Below are 18,768 nucleotides of genomic sequence, written 5' to 3' on the forward strand. Positions count from 1 at the left end.
TAGAGAAATAGATTTGAGAGGCTTCGCCTTCAGGTTTAGCTTCAAAGTATACCTCTTTTAAATCCGGAGAAAAGGAAATAGAGCTTTCAAACCTTCCATTGATTGACACTATATCAGGAGCGAAAACTTCTGGAATTAAACCAGGGGGTTTTTGACCCAGATAAAGGCTTTCATCGGTTGAAGAATCATTCTCATTTATGTTCGATTTATCAGTCTTACAGGTACTTAAGAAGAGTATAAATACCAGTATCGAGAATTTCATTATGTATTTTTCCAATGTTCAGTTTGCTTTTAATACCGTGTAGAGTAGAGCCTAACAGCCCTCAAGTTTTATCACGAATATAATGAAACTTTTCAGACTATCAGTGCCCTAATTCCATTGTGGCCATTCATCAAACCGGACGTGAAGTTTTCCCTCATACGGCTGGACATGCCAAAAGCAGGGAAAAACCAGTGTTTACTGTAAAGGATATCTTGAGAATTACAAAAGGTATTGATCCGGATGTTTGCCCGGTTTGCAAAAGGGGGAAAATGCATACCGTGGAGGAATACCCAAGGCTGAGAGGATCACCTCAAATCAAGATGGAGTGGGCAAAAGTGGTGTATAAATGAAAGAAAAAACCGTTTCCAGCAAACGGATGGGATTGCTATGCCCCTGGCAATATGAATCTGCAGAACCGGGCTATTGATTACCGTAAAAATAAATACTGAAATGGAAATTAACCACAAAAAACGTTACTCTAAACAAAATTACCCCCACCAGAAAAGCACTCTACAAGCAAGAAAAATATTGAAATTACACAGCGCTTTTTCCGGACCTAACCCCCATTAGGTTTGTCCAACACTAGAAAAAATTCAGTGGGATCCCCCGGACCCACCCACATGAATTTGGTCCCTTATTATTAGCAAAAGTTTTAATTAATATATTTTTTCGAAATCTGTAGTTCTTTCACTTTTTGGTTGTTTATATAATTTGAATTTTGGATATTTTTTTCAAATCAATGTCAATACTTATCCCTGTATCGCCATAACAAATTAGATGTTCACTTTTTACTTCGGCTTTGTATATAGGATTTGAAAAGGTGAAAAAGATTGCCCAATCTAAAATATTGTCAGGAGAGATAGATGCTATAAACCCTTCGTTGCCCATGGCCCCACTACCAAACACGAATTTTTGATTTTTGTGTATAAAAGCACCTATAACAATATCGACTTCTGTCCAAATATCATCATCGTATTTTTCTAAACTTTCAATCGTTGTATCACATAATGGTGACCAATATTGTTTTGTTTTTTTAGTTTTTGAATCATAAACGCTGTATGTGTTTCCCATTATGATTTCGCCTTCACCCATAATGATGCAATCATACCCAGGAAGATAGCCTTGTTGCCATTTTTCTTGTATTTTGGGATGCATTGTATATTCTAAATCATTAAAATCTATGTCTTCAACTTCTGCTAAAAAGCGTTCGGGCAATAGGTTTAAAAATTGTTTTATAGCTTTCATTTTTAATGCGACAAATTCTATATCGTTTAATCTTGAAAGCTCTATTTTTTCTACTTGTTGGGGCTGTAATTCATCGTTAAAAGAGCTACAGAGTTGGTGCTTAAAAGAAATTACATCGTCCCCAATATCCATACTCATTAAAGCTGTTAGAAAGTGAGGTTTAACCGTTTTGTAAGACCACTGATAATCATCAAAATCTAATTCTAATCGCCATTGGCTATTACGCCCCCAAGCGGCATATTCAAATTGATGGACAATGGGCAATGGATGTTGAAACTTCTTTTCTTTTAATATTTTTTTGAATGAAGGGCTAATATCTTCTTTCACTTTTGGCAGTTCTGCTCGTAATAAGGCATTAAGTTCGGTATAAAATTTACTACGCTTTACGTCTTCTACTCCATTCATAGTTAAAGTATTATTTATATCCATATATAGTGATAATATCACTTTCTTGCTCAAAAGGAATGTTTAATTTATTTAACAACTGAACCAATGCTTTGGTGGCATCAATAATTTTTGGTGGTACTAAGCGTCCTTGGTGTATTTGTTGAGTTGCTCTTATTTCTAGCCATTCAATAGTAAAAAATATAGGCAAGCCTTCTTGCCAAAAACTAGACCAATCTCCTTGATATTTAGGTGGGTCTTTAAAGTCTTTAAACGTGAATACAGCTTTGTCCTTTAAGATTAATTTTTCGTTATAAGCTGGAGGAAATGGCAATGAGTCTATGTTTTGCTGTAGTTCGAGCCACTTGGTATCGTTCATTATAGACGATAGGTTTCGGCTTTTAATAATTTTGCTTACTTTTTGTTTCAGTTTTACAATATCTTCATCTTTTTCTGTAAGGTATTTGTACTTTTCAAATAATGTTAAGCCAAGCGAATCTACAGATGCATAAATATTGTGTTTTTCCTTATTCTTCATAAAGAGGAGTATTCACAAGTCTTTTTAAGGTTATATTTTTTTATAATTTCTTTCTCCCATTTTATATATTCATCCTTAAAACCGTTAAAATCACTTGGTATTCCTTTGGTCCAATACATGTTTCCATGAAGCAACAACATTGCCCAATGGTATTCTAACTCATGGGTTAGTTGATACACATCTTCAAAAGTGTTTGGAGTATTTATTAAAAAGCTTTGCTTTAGCTTTTCGTTAGCTTCTTGATAGGGGATTTTTCCATATTTTACCATAATGTGCTTAATTAACTCACAAAACGAATAGTGATTAAAAATAAGACTTTCGTCTTCATCTTTAAATGGTAAATTATCTTGTAGCGTTTTGTTTTTCATAACATTATTCTTCAAATATCTTGTTGCAAAACGCTTAAAAAATCAGAAGAATCTTCTATTTTTTTTTCACACACTGAAGATTCAGTAAAAACAGTATGTTCTAAACTGCAATCTTTAATGTTGGTTTGACAAAAAAATGATTCCAAAAATGTGACTTCTTCAAAGAGACAATTTCTAAACCGACAATGCTTAAATTCACATTGTTTGAAGGTTACTTTTGCAAAAATAATATTTCTGAATTCTATTCCAGAAAATGATGATTTTTCAACAAAAGAGCTGTAATAATGCTGATTGATAAAAGTTTTTGAACTAAACTTTTTATTTGACGTTATCATTAACTTATTAATATTCTTCTAAATGTATTACAATGGGATATTAAAGCCTGAATGTTTAAATTGCCTATCATTCTAGTTTCAATGTATTAGCTTAATACAACTCTATTTCCCAATCTTCGTAAGGAGTTTCTACTTTAAAGTTAGAATCGCAATACGAACGAATATAATCTGTTGCTCGTTTTTCGGCATATTTGGCGTTGAGCACCTCTCCGTTTTCATCCAGTTCTATTACATTGGCAAAAATAGCAAAAGCCTGTTCTATAGCGCTGGGCTCCTCGCCATAAAGTTTCAGGTAATCAATGCCCTTTAATTGGTAATGGGTGCCACTTGCCATAAAATAGGCAAAACTTCTCAGTGCTCCGCTAAATGATTCGCTTAGTTTCATATGTTTTTCATTTTTTGTTTTAATTGCTAAAAATACGTCTTATACTATTAATAATTTCCCAACAAGTATCATGGTCTAGGCCCTTAGGTCGGCTTGCTTTCCAATGCCCCATGCTTGCTTTTAAAGTTTCGTTTATGCTAAACAGTTGAAATGCCACTTTCTTTTCTATAGCCAGTTTTCCAGCATAATGTTCTTGTAAACATTGTAATGCTTGTAGAAACTGAGCAATTCGTTCTTCTTCTACATCGGCACTTAATCTAAACAGGGTATCTAATCCATTATCCGATTCATGTTCTTTATCAATGTGTTTTTTAGCTTCTTGAAGGTTCATAATAAGTTAGTTTTTGTACAATTGAGGGATATAAAGCTTCAGTTGTTTTAGTACTTCTGGGTGTAAATTATCGATATTAAAATCATCGTCTCCTTATAGTTTTATCTCAGTGCTAATATTTGATATAGGACAGGCATAAATATAGGTTTCATAATATTCTTTTGATAGTGCCTCGTTGATGAACATTTCTACTTTAAAGGTTGCTTCTTTGTAGTGTGTTCATAAAACTGGCTTTTTTTATGATTTCTTCTTGTAATTTCAGTTGATAGGTATTGGGGTTTGACACAGTCATAATTTCAGATTTTTAATAATGATGCTAATGTGCTAATTTTCATTTATTTATACATTGCGCCATCAAGTTTTAACACCGATGTTTTGGTAGAAATATCTTCTTTCTCATCACAATCATCATTTTCATTTTTAAAAAGTATGCTATTGGTTGTTTTATTATTTACAACAATATCAAAATACGCATTGGTTTTTTCTTTGGAAATAATGAGTGTCTTTTCTTCGAGAAGGTATGTTTCATCACAGGCTCCATTAATTTCTCCACTTCCTTTCTTTACTTCAAAATTATGCAGGACTTTCTGCACATTGTTATTCGCTACTATAAACAAGGAAAGTTGCTCACTTTCATAAGGATTTACGCGTGAACTACCAACAAAATGGGTCTTAACGCCAAAAGCTCGCTTGCTTTCTGTAATGGTAAAAGGTGCGGTGTCTATTACTATTTCTTGCAATACTATGGCATCTGATGTCCAGCCGTTTGTTTTGGCACTTTCAAAATAGTGAAATAAAACCTGCTTGTTTTCTATATTAACATAGGCAATATGTGTATTGAGCGAAAAGTAATGTTCTTCTTCGCTACCTTCTACGATTTCGGGAATAACCACAACGGCTTCGTGCGGACGGTTGGGCAGTATTTTAAATGCCTGTAAGCTTGGTATTAGTTTTGAGCGATCTATGTTTAATTCATCTATCACCAATTCATAAAATATATCACTTAGGCCTAACATTCTAAATTTTCCGTAGGGTTCTATTTTAATAATACCGGTTTCTTTGCTTACTTTATATTGATAGTTGATGGTAATGCGATCTGTTTCTATTGTTGATTTTGTTTTCGTCCAATCTTCCGTTTTTGAGTCATAGGCAACCATTTCTGAAGCAATGACATTGCCTTCTATATCATAGTTGATAAGTCTAGATTCTAATTCCTCATCGCTTTTTAATGCTGTTACCACTACGGTATAAAAATCTTTAGATAACTTTAATCGGTATGCGTCAATAATACGGTAATTAGATTTGAGGTTATTCCAATTTTTATAAACCTTAGCCAGCTTTAATGCTTCGGTATTTATTTTTTGATAATCGCCTTTATCTGTATGGTTATCAAACGAAGAGCTATCGATAAGAGGAACGTTTTTTAGTTTCAGTTTTAGTAACTCTTCTTTGAAGGTTGTAGTAGTGTGTTTTGATGGTTCGGCTGCCGCTTCAACAGCACTTTCTATTTCTATAGATTCTATCTTTTTTTCTTCGATGTTTTGCTTACAAGAACAAAAAATTAGTAAGATTAATATAAAGTAAAGAAATTTCATTTTGGGTTAATTTGTAGTGTTAGTTTTTAATAAGGATATTGTTGTTAATGGTATCTGTTTTAACCGGATAAGCATCTTTGTAATAAGTTAACGTACTGTAATAACGAGTGGTATTAGTTTTATAAGCCTTGATGTTGTAGGTTGCTAATTTTTGAGTTTGATACATATTCAAATCTTCCACAATCATACCACCTAAATCTTCTTCGTATTCTATAAAATAAGCCGTTCCGTAATCTTGAAATACAGATAGTTTTGAGTTCTTACTATACGTGTAAAAAGCCAATGTAGCATAAGGTGCTTCGGCTGTGTTTTCGGAATATACTTTTTTATTGTTTATCAGATTCTTGTCTATTATTTCAATCACTTTGCTTTTTATGATGCTGTTTAGGGAATCTCGATCTTTTATTGGATGTTTCACCAAATATAAATTGGGATAAACTTTAGATTGAATAAATTCCATTTTTGTGAAAAATAGATAGTTAATAGTGAAGCCAACTACAGCGATTAAGAACAATGATGCCGCGACAATAATTCTTACTTTTTTTGCTACAATCCATTTTAAAATTATGTAGAGCAGGAATAAAACTAAACCAGCTAATAAGAGTAAAAAAATAATGAGGAGTATTTCCATAATATTTAAATTACATCAATTACTTTTTCTAATACATAATGAATGATTGCCACTATAATGGAAATTGCAAGCAATAGTACAAAGCGTATAGCCCATCTGTGTTTGTACTTATTCAGTTTTTCTTTCAAGTAAAAAACATCAAAAAGAATGAATAGAACAGCAATGACCAACCCAACTATTAATCCAACGTTAACTAAGCCCCAGTTATAAAATAAATAGAATAAATACCCTACCCCTTCTTTTGGCACATCATTAGCACCTAAAACAAATCGCATATACATTATACCCAATAGCAAGGCTAAAATTGTCCAAATGAGATAAATGAGTAGTTGTTTTAAGTGTTTCATTTTATGTTCTTTTTTCTTTTGAAAAATCTATAAACTCAAGTGCTCTAAGTGCATCGTTTACAACAAAACTTTGATTAGAAGATTCAGGATTCCATCCATTTGCCTTTTTCATTTCTGGAATTAATCAATACATTGTCTTCTTCTCTAAAATGTAATTTAATGGGCGAATTTTTATAGTTTTCGAGATAAATAACAACCAGCTCCACACATTTTGAAAATTTATAATTACCTATATGATAATGAGCTCTTTTCCAAAGATTTAGTTTGTGTTTATAGGTGCTTTTCCTTAAACTTATTTTGTTTATTGACTTCATTTTTGGTTGGCTATAAGTTTGGATGAGAAAAGTTGTGAATGCTTATTTAAAACTTAATAGCTATGTTTTATCACGAATATAATGAAACTTTTCAGACTATCAGTACCCTAATTCCATTGTGGCCATTCATCAAACCGTACGTGAAGTTTTCCCTCATACAGCTGGGCATACAAGCAGCTGAAGCAAAACCAGGATTTACCGTAAAGGATATCCTCAGAATTACAAACGGCATCAATCCGGATGTTTGCCCGGTTTGCAAAAGAGGGAAAATGCATACCGTGGAGGAATACCCAAGGCTGAGAGGATCACCTCAAATCAAGATGGAGTGGGCAAAAGTGGTGTATAAATGAAAGAAAAAACCGTTTCCAGCAAACGGATAGGATTGCTATGTCCCTGGCAGCATGAATCTGCCAAACCGGGCTATTGATTACCCTAAAAATGAATACTGAAATGGAAATTAACAACAAAAAACGTTACTTCAAACAAAATCACCCCCACCAGAAAAGCACTTCTACAAGCAAGAAATTAATTGAAATTACACAGCGTTTTTTCTGGACCTAATCCCCATTAGGTTTGTTCAACACAAGAAAACATTCAGTGGGATCCCCCGGCACCACATGAATTTGATTTCTTATAATTAGTTCTCGTTATTATTTCGCCAATTCCTCCATAGCTTCTTTATAAGTTTTCGAGTCACTATTTTTTTGTGCCAGAGCAATGTCGTAAGCCTTTTTAAAAGTAGCAATGGCTTTATTATTTTCATTATTTTCTTTGTATGCTAATCCCAGGTAATAGTGGGATAAATGAGATGAGGGATAGAGTTCAACCCAATAGTTATATACTTCTATAGCTTCTTCTATCTTTCTTTCTCCCAGGAGTCTCCTTCCTATATTCTTAAGGCAACTCATACTATACAATCTGTCAGTATTTGGATAAATCTGAAAGCCATATTCATCAGATAGTTTTTGGTAAAAAGAGGAAATATTATCTTGAGCTGTCCCTTCCTTTTCAATTAAATCAAGGTAATCCACATACCATTTTTCTTTTGGGAAAATAAATTCAAAAGCAGTAATTAGTCCAGGTAAAATTACATCCGTATGTCCTTCACCATGAATTATTTCAGCCTTTGCGTAAATACTATTAGAATTGTATTTGGATAATTGATCATTAAAATCTTTAATATTCGAATATATATATGGTTGAGATTCAGCATCCTTACTCCCAGACACAACATATAAATAACTTTGTCTAATTTCGCTATTGGCATATAGGGTATCCAACTCTTCAATTAGTCGCTCATCTTTGTTATAGCCATCTCCAATAATATTGGCAGCTGCAAAACATATATAAGCTTGAAATAAGTTGGGTTTGTCTAATAGTGTATACAGCCCAATTACTGATGATGGTGAAAAACCAATAAAAGTTTTGAAATTATTTATTCGATATTTTTTTTCAATTAATGGCAACAATTCAAGCTCTAAGAAATTAACAAATTCTTCTTGATGATTACCATAATTGTACATTCTGCCTCGATGGTTATTGTATAAATTAGGCGCAAAGTAGTTTCTATGTTTTTCACTTGAACTCAAGGAAACCACTATAGATTCAGGCATCCGTGAAGTGTTGCTCAACTGATTGACTACAGCACTTGTTGTATTAAATAACAAACCATCATCTAGAACCAAAATTACGGGATATTTCTTTGTTGAATTTCTGTATTCATTAGGTAAGGTAATATTAAGGGTTCTGGCCTCATTAATGTATTTTGAATCTATAGCCAAGTGTTCAATTGTAGTTTGTGCAAATATTTGATTTGAAGCTATTATTAGTAAAAATGTAAATATTTTATCCTTCATGGTTTTTATTAATGCTTGTGTGGAGTAGAGCCTGATAGCTCTAATTTTTCTATAAATATAGTAAAATAGAACTATCAGCGCCCCCATTCCATGGCGGTCTTCATCAAACCGTGCATGGAGTTTTCCCTCATACGGCTGGGCGGCATTCCGCTTACCGATAGAATTCTTTATTCAGCTTTCGAGAGTGTCTTCATTCGCGCATATTCGTCCAAATCCAGTAGGCTATAAAACTTTACCAGATTTTCATAGGGTTGCTGGCGTAGCTTCCTATGCCCCTTCCGACCATTACCCTTCATCCATTTGTACAGTTTATAGGACAGGTGTTGTTTGATCACTCGGATGGTATCCCATATATGACTTACTTTGCTGATGGAGTAGTAGATTAATCACCCTCGCAGAAACTGAACTTTATTGTAATAAACCAGCCTAGCAACTTAGGCTTTCCAAGGATCTTGTTATACCGGTCATTTTTGACCGGCAAAAAAGATGGGTAACTGACGGTATCTAAAAATGATTATCAGCACAGTCCAGTAAAAAATCAATATGGTAATTCCCATAACGGATGTGAGAAAAGGAGGTAGCAATCAAAGTACTTGGATACATGAAAAACTGGTCTTAAAATTCGCTGCTTGGTTGAGTCCTGAGTTTGTAATATTATTCCTATATTTAAGCCACTATATATTAATCAATTTATTGCTGATCTGTTTAGTTTTAGAAGCAATTGATCGATAAACTTCAGTTGTAAAGACTGCATCTAAATGAGGGTGTAGTCTTTTGTTTTTGGTTGAGAATATTTTTAACTTATGCTAAAGTGATTTAAAAATTGCTAATGTAACCTTAAGGGTCCAGGTATTGCTTGAGCCCTTTTTTATTTCCTGGAATTTAAACACAGAAATTCCTCTTTTTCAAAATCAGATTTAAATTTGAATTATCCTAACAACTAAAAAAATTATGCTAACATTTGAACTACTAGACAACTTCTTAGACCTAGATAAATATGGTAGAGAATATGCTATTTCCAAACATCGAAAACTGGAGCATATTACTATTTTCATGAAGAAGAAATTCACCACAATTAGAGAGTTGGTAAAATCAGAATTATATGATGAAAATGTAACCGGAAAATATTTATGTGGGATTAATTTTCTTCATATTGAATATGGATTTCAGATTGTCACATTTTACCACAATGATTATGATCAGCTTTTAGAATTCGCGAAAGCAATAGACCAGGTAACTCGAGATATTTGTATTAATATCTGGGGAAATTTAAGGGACAAGCCTAATGGTAAAGGTAAAACTGGAAATGAACTTTATTGCAATAACCCAGATAGCAACTTAGGCTTTCCAAGGATCTAGTTATACCGGTCATTTTTGACCGGCAAAAAAGATGTGTAACTGATGGTTTCTAAAAATGATTTTCAGCACAGTCCAGTAAAAAATAAATATGGTAATTCCCATAACGGATGTGAGAAAAGGAGGTAGCAACCAAGGTACTTGGATACATGAAAAACTGGTCTTAAAATTCGCTGCTTGGTTGAGTCCTGAGTTTGTAATATTATTATCTATATTTGTTCTACCATATGTTAATCAGATTCTTATTGATCTGTTTTAGTATTTATGGTTTGTCGATTGTATCATTATTAACTTCAGTTAAATAGACTATATCCAAATAAGGATATAGTCTTTTTTTGTTTGCAATAACCCTAATGAATTACGTTTGTATTTTAAGTTTTCAGAATTTTTAAGGCCCAGGTGATACCTAAAGCCTTTTATTTTTTTTGAATTAGTTTTATGTATACGTTTCTATATGTTATTCCCTTCTGTATTTATTTTACCTATCAATCGTAATTAACAAACGTCTATTTGTAGATTAGGAACCACATCTATTTGGGTGTGGTTTTTTGTTTTTATGTAAAAAAAGTTTTAACTTTTACCAAAGGTGATTTAAACGTTTACAAATTTTTCTCATGGGTCTAGAAGGTTTCTAGGCCCTTTTTTATTTTCATTACAATAAGGGTTTTTTAATTCGTTTATAGTTCATCATTTCGTAATTTAAAATAATTGAGCAATTTATCTCAAAAGGGGGTGGGCAAATGTCCACTTTTTTTGTTTTTGGCCAATAGAGATATTAACTTAAAGATGAGTAAAACTCACTCGAAAAGTACCAAGCATAATCAAAGGGTCTAGGCATTGTCTAAGCCCTTTTTTATGGCATCTAATAGTCTTAGATCTATATTTAAATAGCAAAAAACGATGTTTCTTTAAGTTTTGATAATGGAATGATAAAAATCAACGGATTGAATTTGTAAATTGAGCGATTTGTAATACCATACCCAAAAGAAGATCCGATTGTCGCAGCTGATTCTACAAAATATGCTGCATGAATAAACTATAACCATCTGAAAATAAGACTCTTAATATTAAGCATCGCCTGCTTTGCATGATACCATCTTCCTTACCTTTTCTCCATTCGCTCATTCTTGGCTTTTGAAAAGGAAACTCTAGCTATTTAGTTTGATTTCTAAGTATAATTTCAAGAAGTAAAAAGCTCGTTTCGAGGGGCTTTAGCTTTGTTTCAAAATTTACATTTTTTATTTTGATGTTGGGTTTTTGTGTTCTATCATAAAGTGAACACCGTTATTTGAAAATTGTCAATCTTTAAGAAGCTTAAGTTTTACTTAAGCTTTCTTTTTTGTTAAACGTTTCCTCTTTATTTACTCAGGATTTTTCATTAACTTCATAGTAAACTTATTGCTTACAGTGTAAATGATTATAATTCATATTTGAATTCTAAGGTCTTGGCTCCTTGGCTTGGACTTTTTTTGTAACAGGTATAATGGCAGATTTAGAATATTATTTAGGAGGGCCTAAATAGCTTTTATGCGGGATGTGATATAAGATAAAATAAATCTGCTCAGTGTTTTTCAGTATTATTATCTATTCTAGCCATTTCATAGCTTCTTCAAAACTTTCAAACATTCTTGTAGCATGTTTAGGCTGATTCTTTTCTACATCATCTATAGTTTGTTCAAGTGAAAGTTTAGCAAAAAAATCTTTGGGGCTTACCATTGCTTGCTTTTTGAGGGCTGATTCTTCTAACATTGGTAGAATAATTTCTACTATCCAATCTTGTATTTCAGTGGAAATGGTAAACTTCATATTGTTCGTTACAGTTAATAAATAATTAGCCTTATAATGTGAAATGTGAAGGGTCAATTGAAGCATTTCATCCTTGAAGTCTATTTCCTCCATATCTCTTGTAAATGGAAGCCAGGTTGATATTAGTAATTGTTTTTGCTGTAAAAATGACCTCGTAACAAAATTGCTTCTATAAATTTCCATGCTAATACTTTTTATTTTAATACAAATAATACAGCATATAAATCTATAATAATCATTTTATTTTCCTATTATCCTCTTAGATTTCTGGTCAATTCGCTGAATAAACAACTCATGATTTTTCAGTAATTGAATATAATAGCTACTTTCTAACTGACTAAATTTTGGAGAAATTGGAAAATAAAAAAACCAATAGGCAAACTACCTACTGGTTTAAGCTTCAAAAAACTTTTAATATCAGTAGGTGACTAACCGAGTAAAACATGTCTACTGATAAAAGTTCAATTTCCATTTTATTAATGAAAATGGTTTGAGTTTATTATTTTAAATTGGTTATAAAAATTTTTCAATTTAATGCAAGGTCAGCTTCTAACTTATGATTATTTCTGGCATCCAGACCAAGTTTAATTGTTTCTTGCTTCTTCATTTTAAAATTAATTTTGGTTCTCAATTACCAGACATGAATTGGATTGGTGGGCACCCCTACTCCATCAGCTTTACCTTTGATTTAAGCTATCACCTAATTCTGCAAAGCCTCCAGTAAAACATCAAATTCATCAGAATTATTCTGTTAGAATATACTTCATGCAATTAACTCAAGGCCCATTTAGCCACCCACCTATGAATACTTTAGCAGATAGGCTTTCTTTACCATTTGTTGTAGTTGTATTCTTAAAAATTATTTCTATAACATTAGTTTTATTAATGAAATGCTATAATATGCTAACATGACTTAAATTCTGTGACCCTCAACTTTTCATACCATTATCAAATATTGTATATTTAGTACTAACCTGTTCTCAATTCTGGACTTGTAATATCAAGTTATTCAAAATCAGTTAATTATGCCATTATTCATGGACTTTCATAAAATCGATTCTGATGCTATTACTGAAGAAGATCTGTATAAAGCACATTTGAGGGATATAGCTGTTCAAAATAAACATGGACTAATATACAAGAAGTATTACTTGGACCTTCATCGTAAGACAGCTTTTTGCTTAATGGAAGGTCCCAATAAGGAAGCTTGCTTTGAGAGCCATAAAGAGGCCCATGGTGTTGGCGCATGCAATGTAATTGAAGTATCTCGTGAACTTGAGTTTTTACCCTACATGGGAGAAGGTGGTCAAAATGAAAAGGATTTGGCACTGACCTTATCGGGTGAAATTGATAGTGGTTTTCGAACTATTATGATTGTGGAATACTTGATTTTACAGGAGAATCAAAATTTGTCGGCAATCAAAATAACAGAAATTATTAAAAAATATAAGGGCAATATTATTAAATCCCCTAGTGAAAAATTAATAATTTCCTTTATAGATGCTTTTGATGCCCTATCCTGCGCAGTTGCAGTAAAAGAATACTTTAGGTCCTCTGACCCCAAACCGCTATTTGGCATTGCCCTGTCAACCGGGAAACCTGTTGATGAACATAGTACTTTCCTATTTGAAGAAGCCAGGGCAAAAGCAAGTGTAATGTGCAGACTAGGACTCCCACAAGGAATCTGTATTGATATGGGCACTCAACTTTCTGCTTCCCAAAGTTTAGATTTTTCCAGATTTGATGCCACAGACATTACTGTTCTTGATCAGTATTCTTACCACCAACTTGAAAAGTTAGTAGGAATAATTCAAAAAAACTTAAATGATTCAGCATTTAAAGGTGACAACCTTAGCAAAGCGCTTGGGCTGAGTAAGACTCAGGCATATCGTAAAATATCTTCTTTGGTAGGCATGTCCCCAAATAGGTTTTTATCCGAATTACGATTGCTATATGCCGCCCAAGAATTAAAAAAAGGAGGTAAGACAGTTTCAGAAATTGCTTACGATTCAGGTTTCAATAGCCCGACTTATTTTACCAGGATGTTCCGGAAAAGGTTTGAAATACTTCCAAATTTGATCAATAAACCTAAATCTTTCTAAAAAGGAAAGTTTTGTGTAAATATGACCTTGTTCAAATTGTTTCAGGTTTTGGAACAAAACTTACATCCTGTCCAGTAATATCCCTTTATTTTTATACTACAAAAAATATTGAAGACCAGTAACTGCTGTTGTTATGACATTCTGAAGGTTTTCAAATACTTGGTATAACTAAAACTCCTGAAAAATGAGATCAAAAAAAATTAAGATGGGTTTGGGTTTTATTGCTATGACCCTAACTGTTCTCCTATTTTCCAAGCAAGAGGTGGCTTCTCAAAAAATAATTTTGCACACAAATGAAGTAAAAGGGGAAAAACATATTTCGAAAGCGAATTTTCCAAAAGGAAACGTAATCAACATGGTTAATGGCTGGGGAGGGATGACAGTTGGTATAAATGAATTTAAGGCGGGTACCGATTTTACTCCCATGCTACAAGGATTAAAAGAAAATCTATGTCAAGTACCACATTGGGGATATTTGGAAAAGGGAAAAATAAGGGTCATTGATTCAGATAAGGCCTCTGTGACCATTGAGGCAGGAGAAGTTTTTTATATGCCACCAGGGCACACCCTTATTATAGATGAGGATGCCAGAATAATTGACTTTAGCCCAGAAAAGGAAATGAAAGAACTCAATGAATTTGTACTAAATAAAATCGCTCAAATGCAAAATAAAGAGTAAAAACGCTCTTAATATTAAAATAGAAAAGTTAGGGAATAGGAAAGAAAAAGGGTTACGAATCGAGAACAATTTACATCGCAATTATTAAAAAATAAGTTCGCATTTTTGTCAAATGTAAAAACCTACAGGGTATTATAAAATCCATACTTTTTGCAAAAAGAAGTTGATATTTATCAAAAATGGTTTTGTAGGTTTAATGCTTTGGACACTTGAAGGAGCCAAAAGAGTGATGCGTTTATAAAACAGTTTCTCCCAATAGGTTTCCCATTATCTATATGGTTTTTTGCCTTTTGATTTGTGCCTGAAGCCAATCCTTTTCTGATCAACTTTGCAGAAAGATTGCCCGCACTTTTTTCTTCGATTATACTGCCCTTTTAGAAAAGATTGTTAATTATATTTTAGCTCTTTCGAAAAAGGTCTCGGGATTATGAGTGGGTCTTTTCATAAACTTCAAATTCCTACCTTTTAAGAAAAATAAGATTAGCTTATAACAATAAGTAATTTAAAGGTTTGCAAAATAACTTTAAGGGTCCAGATTCCTTCTGAACCCTTTTTTTATTTATTGGAATTGTATCTATATTTAAACTTCTATATGTTATTCACTTATTTCCCTACTTTTATCAATCGCAAATTACATCTATTTTTTTGTAGGGCCACATCCATTTTGGGTGTGGTTTTTTTGTTTTTAGTAAAAAATGATATTAACTTAAAAAGGAGTAAAGCTTGCTTTAAAATCCAAAAAACACGCGATGGAAAGGGGTTAGGAATTGTCTAAGCCCCTTCTTTTATTTTTTGTCATACAAATGATATTATACTTTGTTATTAAAAACTCAATATAATGGATATAAGATTGAAAGAAGGATGTTATTCAGTAGAGTTAATTGAAAATAAACATACTGATATCATAATAGCAAAGGAAGCATATGTAAACTTGGATCATGGAATTTTGACATTTAAATTAAAATTTAATTCAAATGAAGCTGTATTACAACAGCACGATTTAGCTAGACATCTTAAAGAAAGGTTTACCAACATTAATTCTATTTGGATTGATGATGATTTTATAAAAAAAAATCTTGTATCATTTATTCAAAATCATCAATCCAAATTTTATTCAACCCAAATCGAGATTGACTACAAAGGTAAATTCATATTTGATGTCTCCCTAAGCTTTGATGATGGCATAATAAAAATAAGGGGATTAAATGTTTAGAAAGGAAGTTTAATGAATCGCCTAGATTTTTTTTCTGAAAATCTACTTAAAGATTTTGTTGGAATAATTGAAGGTATAACAATGTGGTCCCATTGAAAACACCGAAATTCAACCTTGAAAAATGATCTGAATTAAGGGATATCAATCGGTTTTTTGTTGGGCTTCAAAATTAGAATTTAGTACGAAAAGTAAATAACTAACGTATAGGTATAGTTCGTTAATCATTGTTAATCACCCACAAAAAATTTTATGAAGCTTTGCCTAGAATGCCAAAAAAGTATTAGCAATACCTTATCTAAATTTTCGCTTGAAAAATATGATATTCCTTTGTGCATGGAACATCAATATTGGATTGATGATATGGAAAACAAGACCACCTTTGAAATAATTAGATTGTACTTTGCTTTAAAAGAAAGAGGAATTCCGGCTCAAATGGAACAATTAAGTGGAAATAAAAATATGGATATAGTTATTCCTGATGCAAGAGTTAATATTGAAGTAAAGGATAAAAACCATAATTATCGCAAAAACCAGGCTTTATCTAATTTAAATAGGACTTATTTTTCGTTTATTAAAGGATTTTTTACAATTAGAATTCCTAATTCATTAGTTTACAATAAATATACATTAGAAGATACCGCAGATTTCATTGTCGGGGTTTTAAATGAAAGTCTTAATAAACAGTACCTGGCAAATAGCAATGATATAGACTTGAGATCATAGACGTTTTAATATATTTTTGGATTTTATTGATTGTTAACATTGTCACTGAGCACCTTTCTAATGGTTGAGAGATCAAGGTTTAATTTTTGATGGGCCGCTTGGTGTTGTTAATTATTTTCATAAAATTAGTATTACACCTATTTAATTAAAACTATATGAATCACTACCTCATAATAGATGATCAGGATATTGATATCCTGATTACCTTTAAACAAATTAAAAATTGGATTCCAGATTTAGATCATATTCACAAATCCAATGGTATTGAAGCCCTAGAATATTTAGCTGATAAAAAGAATCCTTTTCCCAAATTTATCTTAATTGATATAGAAATGCCTATAATGGGCGGTTTTGAATTTTTAAAAAAATATGAAAAACTTTATTTCAAAAAAAATCCTAATACCATTGTGATCATTCTTACTTCTTCAATTAATCCCCGAGATGAGAAAAAAGCACTATCGTTCAAATGTGTAAGAGGGTTTTTAGTAAAACCAATCAACAGAGAAAAGTTTTTCCATTTCATTAAATCGATTATATAATTTCCATAAGAAAACTGACAGGGGGAACTCACATAGGTATTACATTTCTCATGATGGGCTCCCCCCTTTCCAGATCTGTAATCACACGCAAAAGCAAGTTCTGAATAAGTATTAATTTTTATATTCCATTCTTTCTAAGAATTCTGACTTACAATAATGATTTTTGATCCCAAGAATCCATTCTCACTATTTCCTCCATAATTTCAAATTCGTCTTTTATTCACCTTCTTATTCTGGAAATTTCCTCTTTAAAATCCTTTGGTGCATTTTCGAAGAAACTAATCTTTTTAAAAAGGTAATTAAACAAGAGGAATGAGGGGATTCGGGGTTTGCCTTAATGCTCAAGAAAAGAGGCCAAAATATTAACCTGGCAGGTTAAAAAGTAAAAATATATTTACTTTTTAAAATTTAAATCTTAATTTGAAGAAATTATCGTAAGGTTTATACTTACAATTATACTTTTACAATATATTGGGAAACTATAATGTTCGACAATTTGTATAAATGATTAACAATTTGTAATATTAGTAATAAGTGCAATATGATATATTATAGTTTGCATAATGTGCAACTGAAAATAAGGTAAAAAGTTAAATTAATCATTTTCAAAATTGTTGATTTACCTGGTGGGCAAATTGAGTTTGATTCAATATTTAATGAATTGAGTACCTTTTTTTACCATACCTAAATAAATGCACAATGGAAAAAAAACTTAACTGTATCTTGCTAATTGACGATGATGAAACTACCAATTTTCTACACAAATTAATCATCGATGATGTGAATTGTACGGAAAAATGTATTGTAGTAGAAAGTGGCCAAGGCGCGCTGGATTATCTGACCTCTGAAGATAAGACGAAGCATCCTTCCCCTGATCTTATTTTTTTAGACATTAATATGCCGAAAATGAATGGCTGGGAGTTTTTGGAACATTATCAAAATCTAAATAACAATCAACAAGGAGGTGTTATAGTGGTTATGCTAACCACATCTTTGAATCCATCAGATGAACTTCGGGCAAACCAAATTGAAAAAATAGATACTTTTAGGACCAAACCTCTTACCAGTGAAATGCTCATAGAAATCCTGCACAAACATTTTCCGAGTTTAAATTGAAACTTTAATTATAGTGGGAATTAATGGTAAAAGGTCCTTTTACTTTATAATAAAATTATGCTCGAAGACTGGTCTGCCTATTGGATTTACAATTGGTAGGGTTGATTCCAATCCTGTTTTGGCCCTTGCTCCATTCAGTGAAGAGGGAAAATAAAACAGATTGCAAATTGAACTTCATTAACCATTTGCTTATCGAAGAAGTAGTAACTTTTTTTTGATAAATCCTCACCCTTTTTATGGGTCCAGATATATGTTAGAAAAAATTACCATATATTTTTCTTTATTTACCAGTCTTTTGGTAATGCTTGGTTGGTACTTTGGTTTCGGGGAAATACTAAATATAATCCCTGGTAACCCCACCATGAAATTTAATACCGCCCTGATTCTTTTTCTTATAGCATTAAATCTTGAAATTTCTGATAAAAAAAATCAATTTTCAATTATCCTTTATTGGGGCCTNACCAGTTTTACCATCCTTGTGGGATTACTGAGTTTAATCCAGTACCTGGACCTGAAACCTTTTGATTTAGATAATCTGTTTTTGAAAGATACCCTTTCCAACAATAGATATCCAGGCAGGATGTCTCCTGCTTCAGCCTTGTGTTGTCTACTGATGGGTATCGGTTTTTTAGGACTTAATTCT

The 18,768-nt window shown here is 32.2% G+C and carries 21 protein-coding genes and 3 pseudogenes; 11 read left to right on the top strand and 13 right to left on the bottom strand.

Annotated elements, in window-relative coordinates; translation table 11 throughout:
- A pseudogene (locus A3EM_RS44405) lies at positions 1-262 on the bottom strand (hypothetical protein); the annotation flags it as partial.
- 179 nt (positions 263-441) lie between these two features.
- Here A3EM_RS44405 and A3EM_RS0133145 point away from each other — a divergent pair.
- Positions 442-612, top strand: a pseudogene (locus A3EM_RS0133145) (IS91 family transposase); the annotation flags it as partial.
- 352 nt (positions 613-964) lie between these two features.
- Here the strand turns inward: A3EM_RS0133145 and A3EM_RS0133150 are convergent.
- The 10 genes from A3EM_RS0133150 to A3EM_RS0133200 all read right to left on the bottom strand — a co-directional run bounded on the left by A3EM_RS0133150 (position 965) and on the right by A3EM_RS0133200 (position 6,735).
- Entirely contained in the window at positions 965-1,912 is a 948-nt protein-coding gene (locus A3EM_RS0133150; protein WP_157638218.1) for a hypothetical protein, read from the bottom strand.
- A 10-nt stretch (positions 1,913-1,922) separates the two neighbouring features.
- Complete coding sequence (locus A3EM_RS46555; RefSeq protein ID WP_020532571.1) at positions 1,923-2,429, bottom strand: DUF6678 family protein; 507 nt, start codon at positions 2,427-2,429, stop codon at positions 1,923-1,925.
- Positions 2,426-2,797, bottom strand: a complete 372-nt coding sequence (locus A3EM_RS0133160; protein WP_044240610.1) for a hypothetical protein — start codon at positions 2,795-2,797, stop codon at positions 2,426-2,428. Before A3EM_RS0133160 ends, A3EM_RS46555 begins: the two co-directional genes overlap by 4 nt.
- 11 nt (positions 2,798-2,808) lie before the next feature.
- Complete coding sequence (locus A3EM_RS48530) at positions 2,809-3,132, bottom strand: pentapeptide repeat-containing protein (protein ID WP_020532573.1); 324 nt, start codon at positions 3,130-3,132, stop codon at positions 2,809-2,811.
- A gap of 91 nt (positions 3,133-3,223) precedes the next feature.
- Entirely contained in the window at positions 3,224-3,517 is a 294-nt protein-coding gene (locus A3EM_RS0133170) for a DUF7677 family protein (RefSeq protein ID WP_020532574.1), read from the bottom strand.
- Between the two features lie 19 nt (positions 3,518-3,536).
- Positions 3,537-3,848: a hypothetical protein gene (locus A3EM_RS0133175; RefSeq protein WP_020532575.1), complete on the bottom strand. Its 312-nt coding sequence runs from the start codon at positions 3,846-3,848 to the stop codon at positions 3,537-3,539.
- A gap of 335 nt (positions 3,849-4,183) precedes the next feature.
- Positions 4,184-5,443, bottom strand: coding sequence for a PA3715 family protein (locus A3EM_RS0133180; protein WP_020532576.1), 1,260 nt, complete (start codon positions 5,441-5,443; stop codon positions 4,184-4,186).
- A gap of 19 nt (positions 5,444-5,462) precedes the next feature.
- Entirely contained in the window at positions 5,463-6,074 is a 612-nt protein-coding gene (locus tag A3EM_RS0133185) for a hypothetical protein (protein ID WP_020532577.1), read from the bottom strand.
- A 5-nt stretch (positions 6,075-6,079) separates the two neighbouring features.
- Complete coding sequence (locus tag A3EM_RS0133190; protein WP_020532578.1) at positions 6,080-6,421, bottom strand: hypothetical protein; 342 nt, start codon at positions 6,419-6,421, stop codon at positions 6,080-6,082.
- Positions 6,422-6,504: 83 nt separating this feature from the next.
- Entirely contained in the window at positions 6,505-6,735 is a 231-nt protein-coding gene (locus tag A3EM_RS0133200; RefSeq protein WP_020532580.1) for a hypothetical protein, read from the bottom strand.
- Positions 6,736-6,896: 161 nt separating this feature from the next.
- Here A3EM_RS0133200 and A3EM_RS0133205 point away from each other — a divergent pair.
- Positions 6,897-7,085 (top strand): annotated as a pseudogene (locus A3EM_RS0133205) (IS91 family transposase); the annotation flags it as partial.
- 300 nt (positions 7,086-7,385) lie between these two features.
- Here the strand turns inward: A3EM_RS0133205 and A3EM_RS0133210 are convergent.
- A complete protein-coding gene (locus A3EM_RS0133210; RefSeq protein WP_020532582.1) occupies positions 7,386-8,591 on the bottom strand; it encodes an alpha/beta hydrolase-fold protein in 1,206 nt (401 codons plus the stop codon).
- A 543-nt stretch (positions 8,592-9,134) separates the two neighbouring features.
- On the opposite strand from A3EM_RS0133210, the gene A3EM_RS48535 reads away from it, so the two are divergent.
- The 3 genes from A3EM_RS48535 (at position 9,135) to A3EM_RS48540 (ending at position 10,206) form a co-directional block, all read left to right on the top strand.
- Positions 9,135-9,323 carry a KilA-N domain-containing protein gene (locus tag A3EM_RS48535; RefSeq protein ID WP_083925356.1) on the top strand — a complete coding sequence of 63 codons (189 nt, stop codon included), beginning with the start codon at positions 9,135-9,137 and terminating at the stop codon, positions 9,321-9,323.
- Positions 9,324-9,542: 219 nt separating this feature from the next.
- A complete protein-coding gene (locus A3EM_RS0133225; protein ID WP_020532585.1) occupies positions 9,543-9,950 on the top strand; it encodes a hypothetical protein in 408 nt (135 codons plus the stop codon).
- Positions 9,951-10,038: 88 nt separating this feature from the next.
- The gene (locus tag A3EM_RS48540) at positions 10,039-10,206 is read left to right on the top strand and encodes a KilA-N domain-containing protein (RefSeq protein ID WP_020532586.1); all 168 of its coding nucleotides are present in this window, start codon (positions 10,039-10,041) and stop codon (positions 10,204-10,206) included.
- A 1,325-nt stretch (positions 10,207-11,531) separates the two neighbouring features.
- On the opposite strand, the gene A3EM_RS0133235 is transcribed toward A3EM_RS48540, so the two are convergent.
- Positions 11,532-11,936, bottom strand: a complete 405-nt coding sequence (locus A3EM_RS0133235; RefSeq protein WP_020532587.1) for a hypothetical protein — start codon at positions 11,934-11,936, stop codon at positions 11,532-11,534.
- Between the two features lie 842 nt (positions 11,937-12,778).
- Here A3EM_RS0133235 and A3EM_RS46560 point away from each other — a divergent pair.
- From A3EM_RS46560 to A3EM_RS0133275, 6 genes are all read left to right on the top strand, one after another.
- Positions 12,779-13,855, top strand: coding sequence for a nickel-binding protein (locus tag A3EM_RS46560; RefSeq protein ID WP_020532588.1), 1,077 nt, complete (start codon positions 12,779-12,781; stop codon positions 13,853-13,855).
- A gap of 184 nt (positions 13,856-14,039) precedes the next feature.
- The gene (locus A3EM_RS44420) at positions 14,040-14,534 is read left to right on the top strand and encodes a cupin domain-containing protein (RefSeq protein WP_020532589.1); all 495 of its coding nucleotides are present in this window, start codon (positions 14,040-14,042) and stop codon (positions 14,532-14,534) included.
- A gap of 838 nt (positions 14,535-15,372) precedes the next feature.
- Positions 15,373-15,747 (top strand): hypothetical protein, encoded by a 375-nt coding sequence (locus tag A3EM_RS0133260; RefSeq protein WP_020532591.1) that lies wholly within the window; start codon positions 15,373-15,375, stop codon positions 15,745-15,747.
- Positions 15,748-15,996: 249 nt separating this feature from the next.
- Positions 15,997-16,470 (top strand): hypothetical protein, encoded by a 474-nt coding sequence (locus A3EM_RS44425; protein WP_245576583.1) that lies wholly within the window; start codon positions 15,997-15,999, stop codon positions 16,468-16,470.
- 155 nt (positions 16,471-16,625) lie between these two features.
- Positions 16,626-17,009, top strand: a complete 384-nt coding sequence (locus A3EM_RS44430) for a response regulator (RefSeq protein WP_020532593.1) — start codon at positions 16,626-16,628, stop codon at positions 17,007-17,009.
- A 699-nt stretch (positions 17,010-17,708) separates the two neighbouring features.
- A complete protein-coding gene (locus A3EM_RS0133275) occupies positions 17,709-18,125 on the top strand; it encodes a response regulator (RefSeq protein ID WP_020532594.1) in 417 nt (138 codons plus the stop codon).
- Positions 18,126-18,768 lie beyond the last annotated feature (643 nt).

It is taken from the genome of Flexithrix dorotheae DSM 6795, from assembly GCF_000379765.1.
GTDB classification, from domain to species: Bacteria; Bacteroidota; Bacteroidia; order Cytophagales; family Flammeovirgaceae; genus Flexithrix; species Flexithrix dorotheae.

What these genes read in the sequence shown, in the direction of transcription:
- A3EM_RS0133150 (WP_157638218.1), bottom strand. Translation starts at nt 1,912, where the DNA reads ATGAATGGAGTAGAAGACGTAAAGCGTAGTAAATTTTATACCGAACTT.
- A3EM_RS46555 (WP_020532571.1), bottom strand. Translation starts at nt 2,429, where the DNA reads ATGAAGAATAAGGAAAAACACAATATTTATGCATCTGTAGATTCGCTT.
- A3EM_RS0133160 (WP_044240610.1), bottom strand. Translation starts at nt 2,797, where the DNA reads ATGAAAAACAAAACGCTACAAGATAATTTACCATTTAAAGATGAAGAC.
- A3EM_RS48530 (WP_020532573.1), bottom strand. Translation starts at nt 3,132, where the DNA reads ATGATAACGTCAAATAAAAAGTTTAGTTCAAAAACTTTTATCAATCAG.
- A3EM_RS0133170 (WP_020532574.1), bottom strand. Translation starts at nt 3,517, where the DNA reads ATGAAACTAAGCGAATCATTTAGCGGAGCACTGAGAAGTTTTGCCTAT.
- A3EM_RS0133175 (WP_020532575.1), bottom strand. Translation starts at nt 3,848, where the DNA reads ATGAACCTTCAAGAAGCTAAAAAACACATTGATAAAGAACATGAATCG.
- A3EM_RS0133180 (WP_020532576.1), bottom strand. Translation starts at nt 5,443, where the DNA reads ATGAAATTTCTTTACTTTATATTAATCTTACTAATTTTTTGTTCTTGT.
- A3EM_RS0133185 (WP_020532577.1), bottom strand. Translation starts at nt 6,074, where the DNA reads ATGGAAATACTCCTCATTATTTTTTTACTCTTATTAGCTGGTTTAGTT.
- A3EM_RS0133190 (WP_020532578.1), bottom strand. Translation starts at nt 6,421, where the DNA reads ATGAAACACTTAAAACAACTACTCATTTATCTCATTTGGACAATTTTA.
- A3EM_RS0133200 (WP_020532580.1), bottom strand. Translation starts at nt 6,735, where the DNA reads ATGAAGTCAATAAACAAAATAAGTTTAAGGAAAAGCACCTATAAACAC.
- A3EM_RS0133210 (WP_020532582.1), bottom strand. Translation starts at nt 8,591, where the DNA reads ATGAAGGATAAAATATTTACATTTTTACTAATAATAGCTTCAAATCAA.
- A3EM_RS48535 (WP_083925356.1), top strand. Translation starts at nt 9,135, where the DNA reads ATGGTAATTCCCATAACGGATGTGAGAAAAGGAGGTAGCAATCAAAGT.
- A3EM_RS0133225 (WP_020532585.1), top strand. Translation starts at nt 9,543, where the DNA reads ATGCTAACATTTGAACTACTAGACAACTTCTTAGACCTAGATAAATAT.
- A3EM_RS48540 (WP_020532586.1), top strand. Translation starts at nt 10,039, where the DNA reads ATGGTAATTCCCATAACGGATGTGAGAAAAGGAGGTAGCAACCAAGGT.
- A3EM_RS0133235 (WP_020532587.1), bottom strand. Translation starts at nt 11,936, where the DNA reads ATGGAAATTTATAGAAGCAATTTTGTTACGAGGTCATTTTTACAGCAA.
- A3EM_RS46560 (WP_020532588.1), top strand. Translation starts at nt 12,779, where the DNA reads ATGCCATTATTCATGGACTTTCATAAAATCGATTCTGATGCTATTACT.
- A3EM_RS44420 (WP_020532589.1), top strand. Translation starts at nt 14,040, where the DNA reads ATGAGATCAAAAAAAATTAAGATGGGTTTGGGTTTTATTGCTATGACC.
- A3EM_RS0133260 (WP_020532591.1), top strand. Translation starts at nt 15,373, where the DNA reads ATGGATATAAGATTGAAAGAAGGATGTTATTCAGTAGAGTTAATTGAA.
- A3EM_RS44425 (WP_245576583.1), top strand. Translation starts at nt 15,997, where the DNA reads ATGAAGCTTTGCCTAGAATGCCAAAAAAGTATTAGCAATACCTTATCT.
- A3EM_RS44430 (WP_020532593.1), top strand. Translation starts at nt 16,626, where the DNA reads ATGAATCACTACCTCATAATAGATGATCAGGATATTGATATCCTGATT.
- A3EM_RS0133275 (WP_020532594.1), top strand. Translation starts at nt 17,709, where the DNA reads ATGGAAAAAAAACTTAACTGTATCTTGCTAATTGACGATGATGAAACT.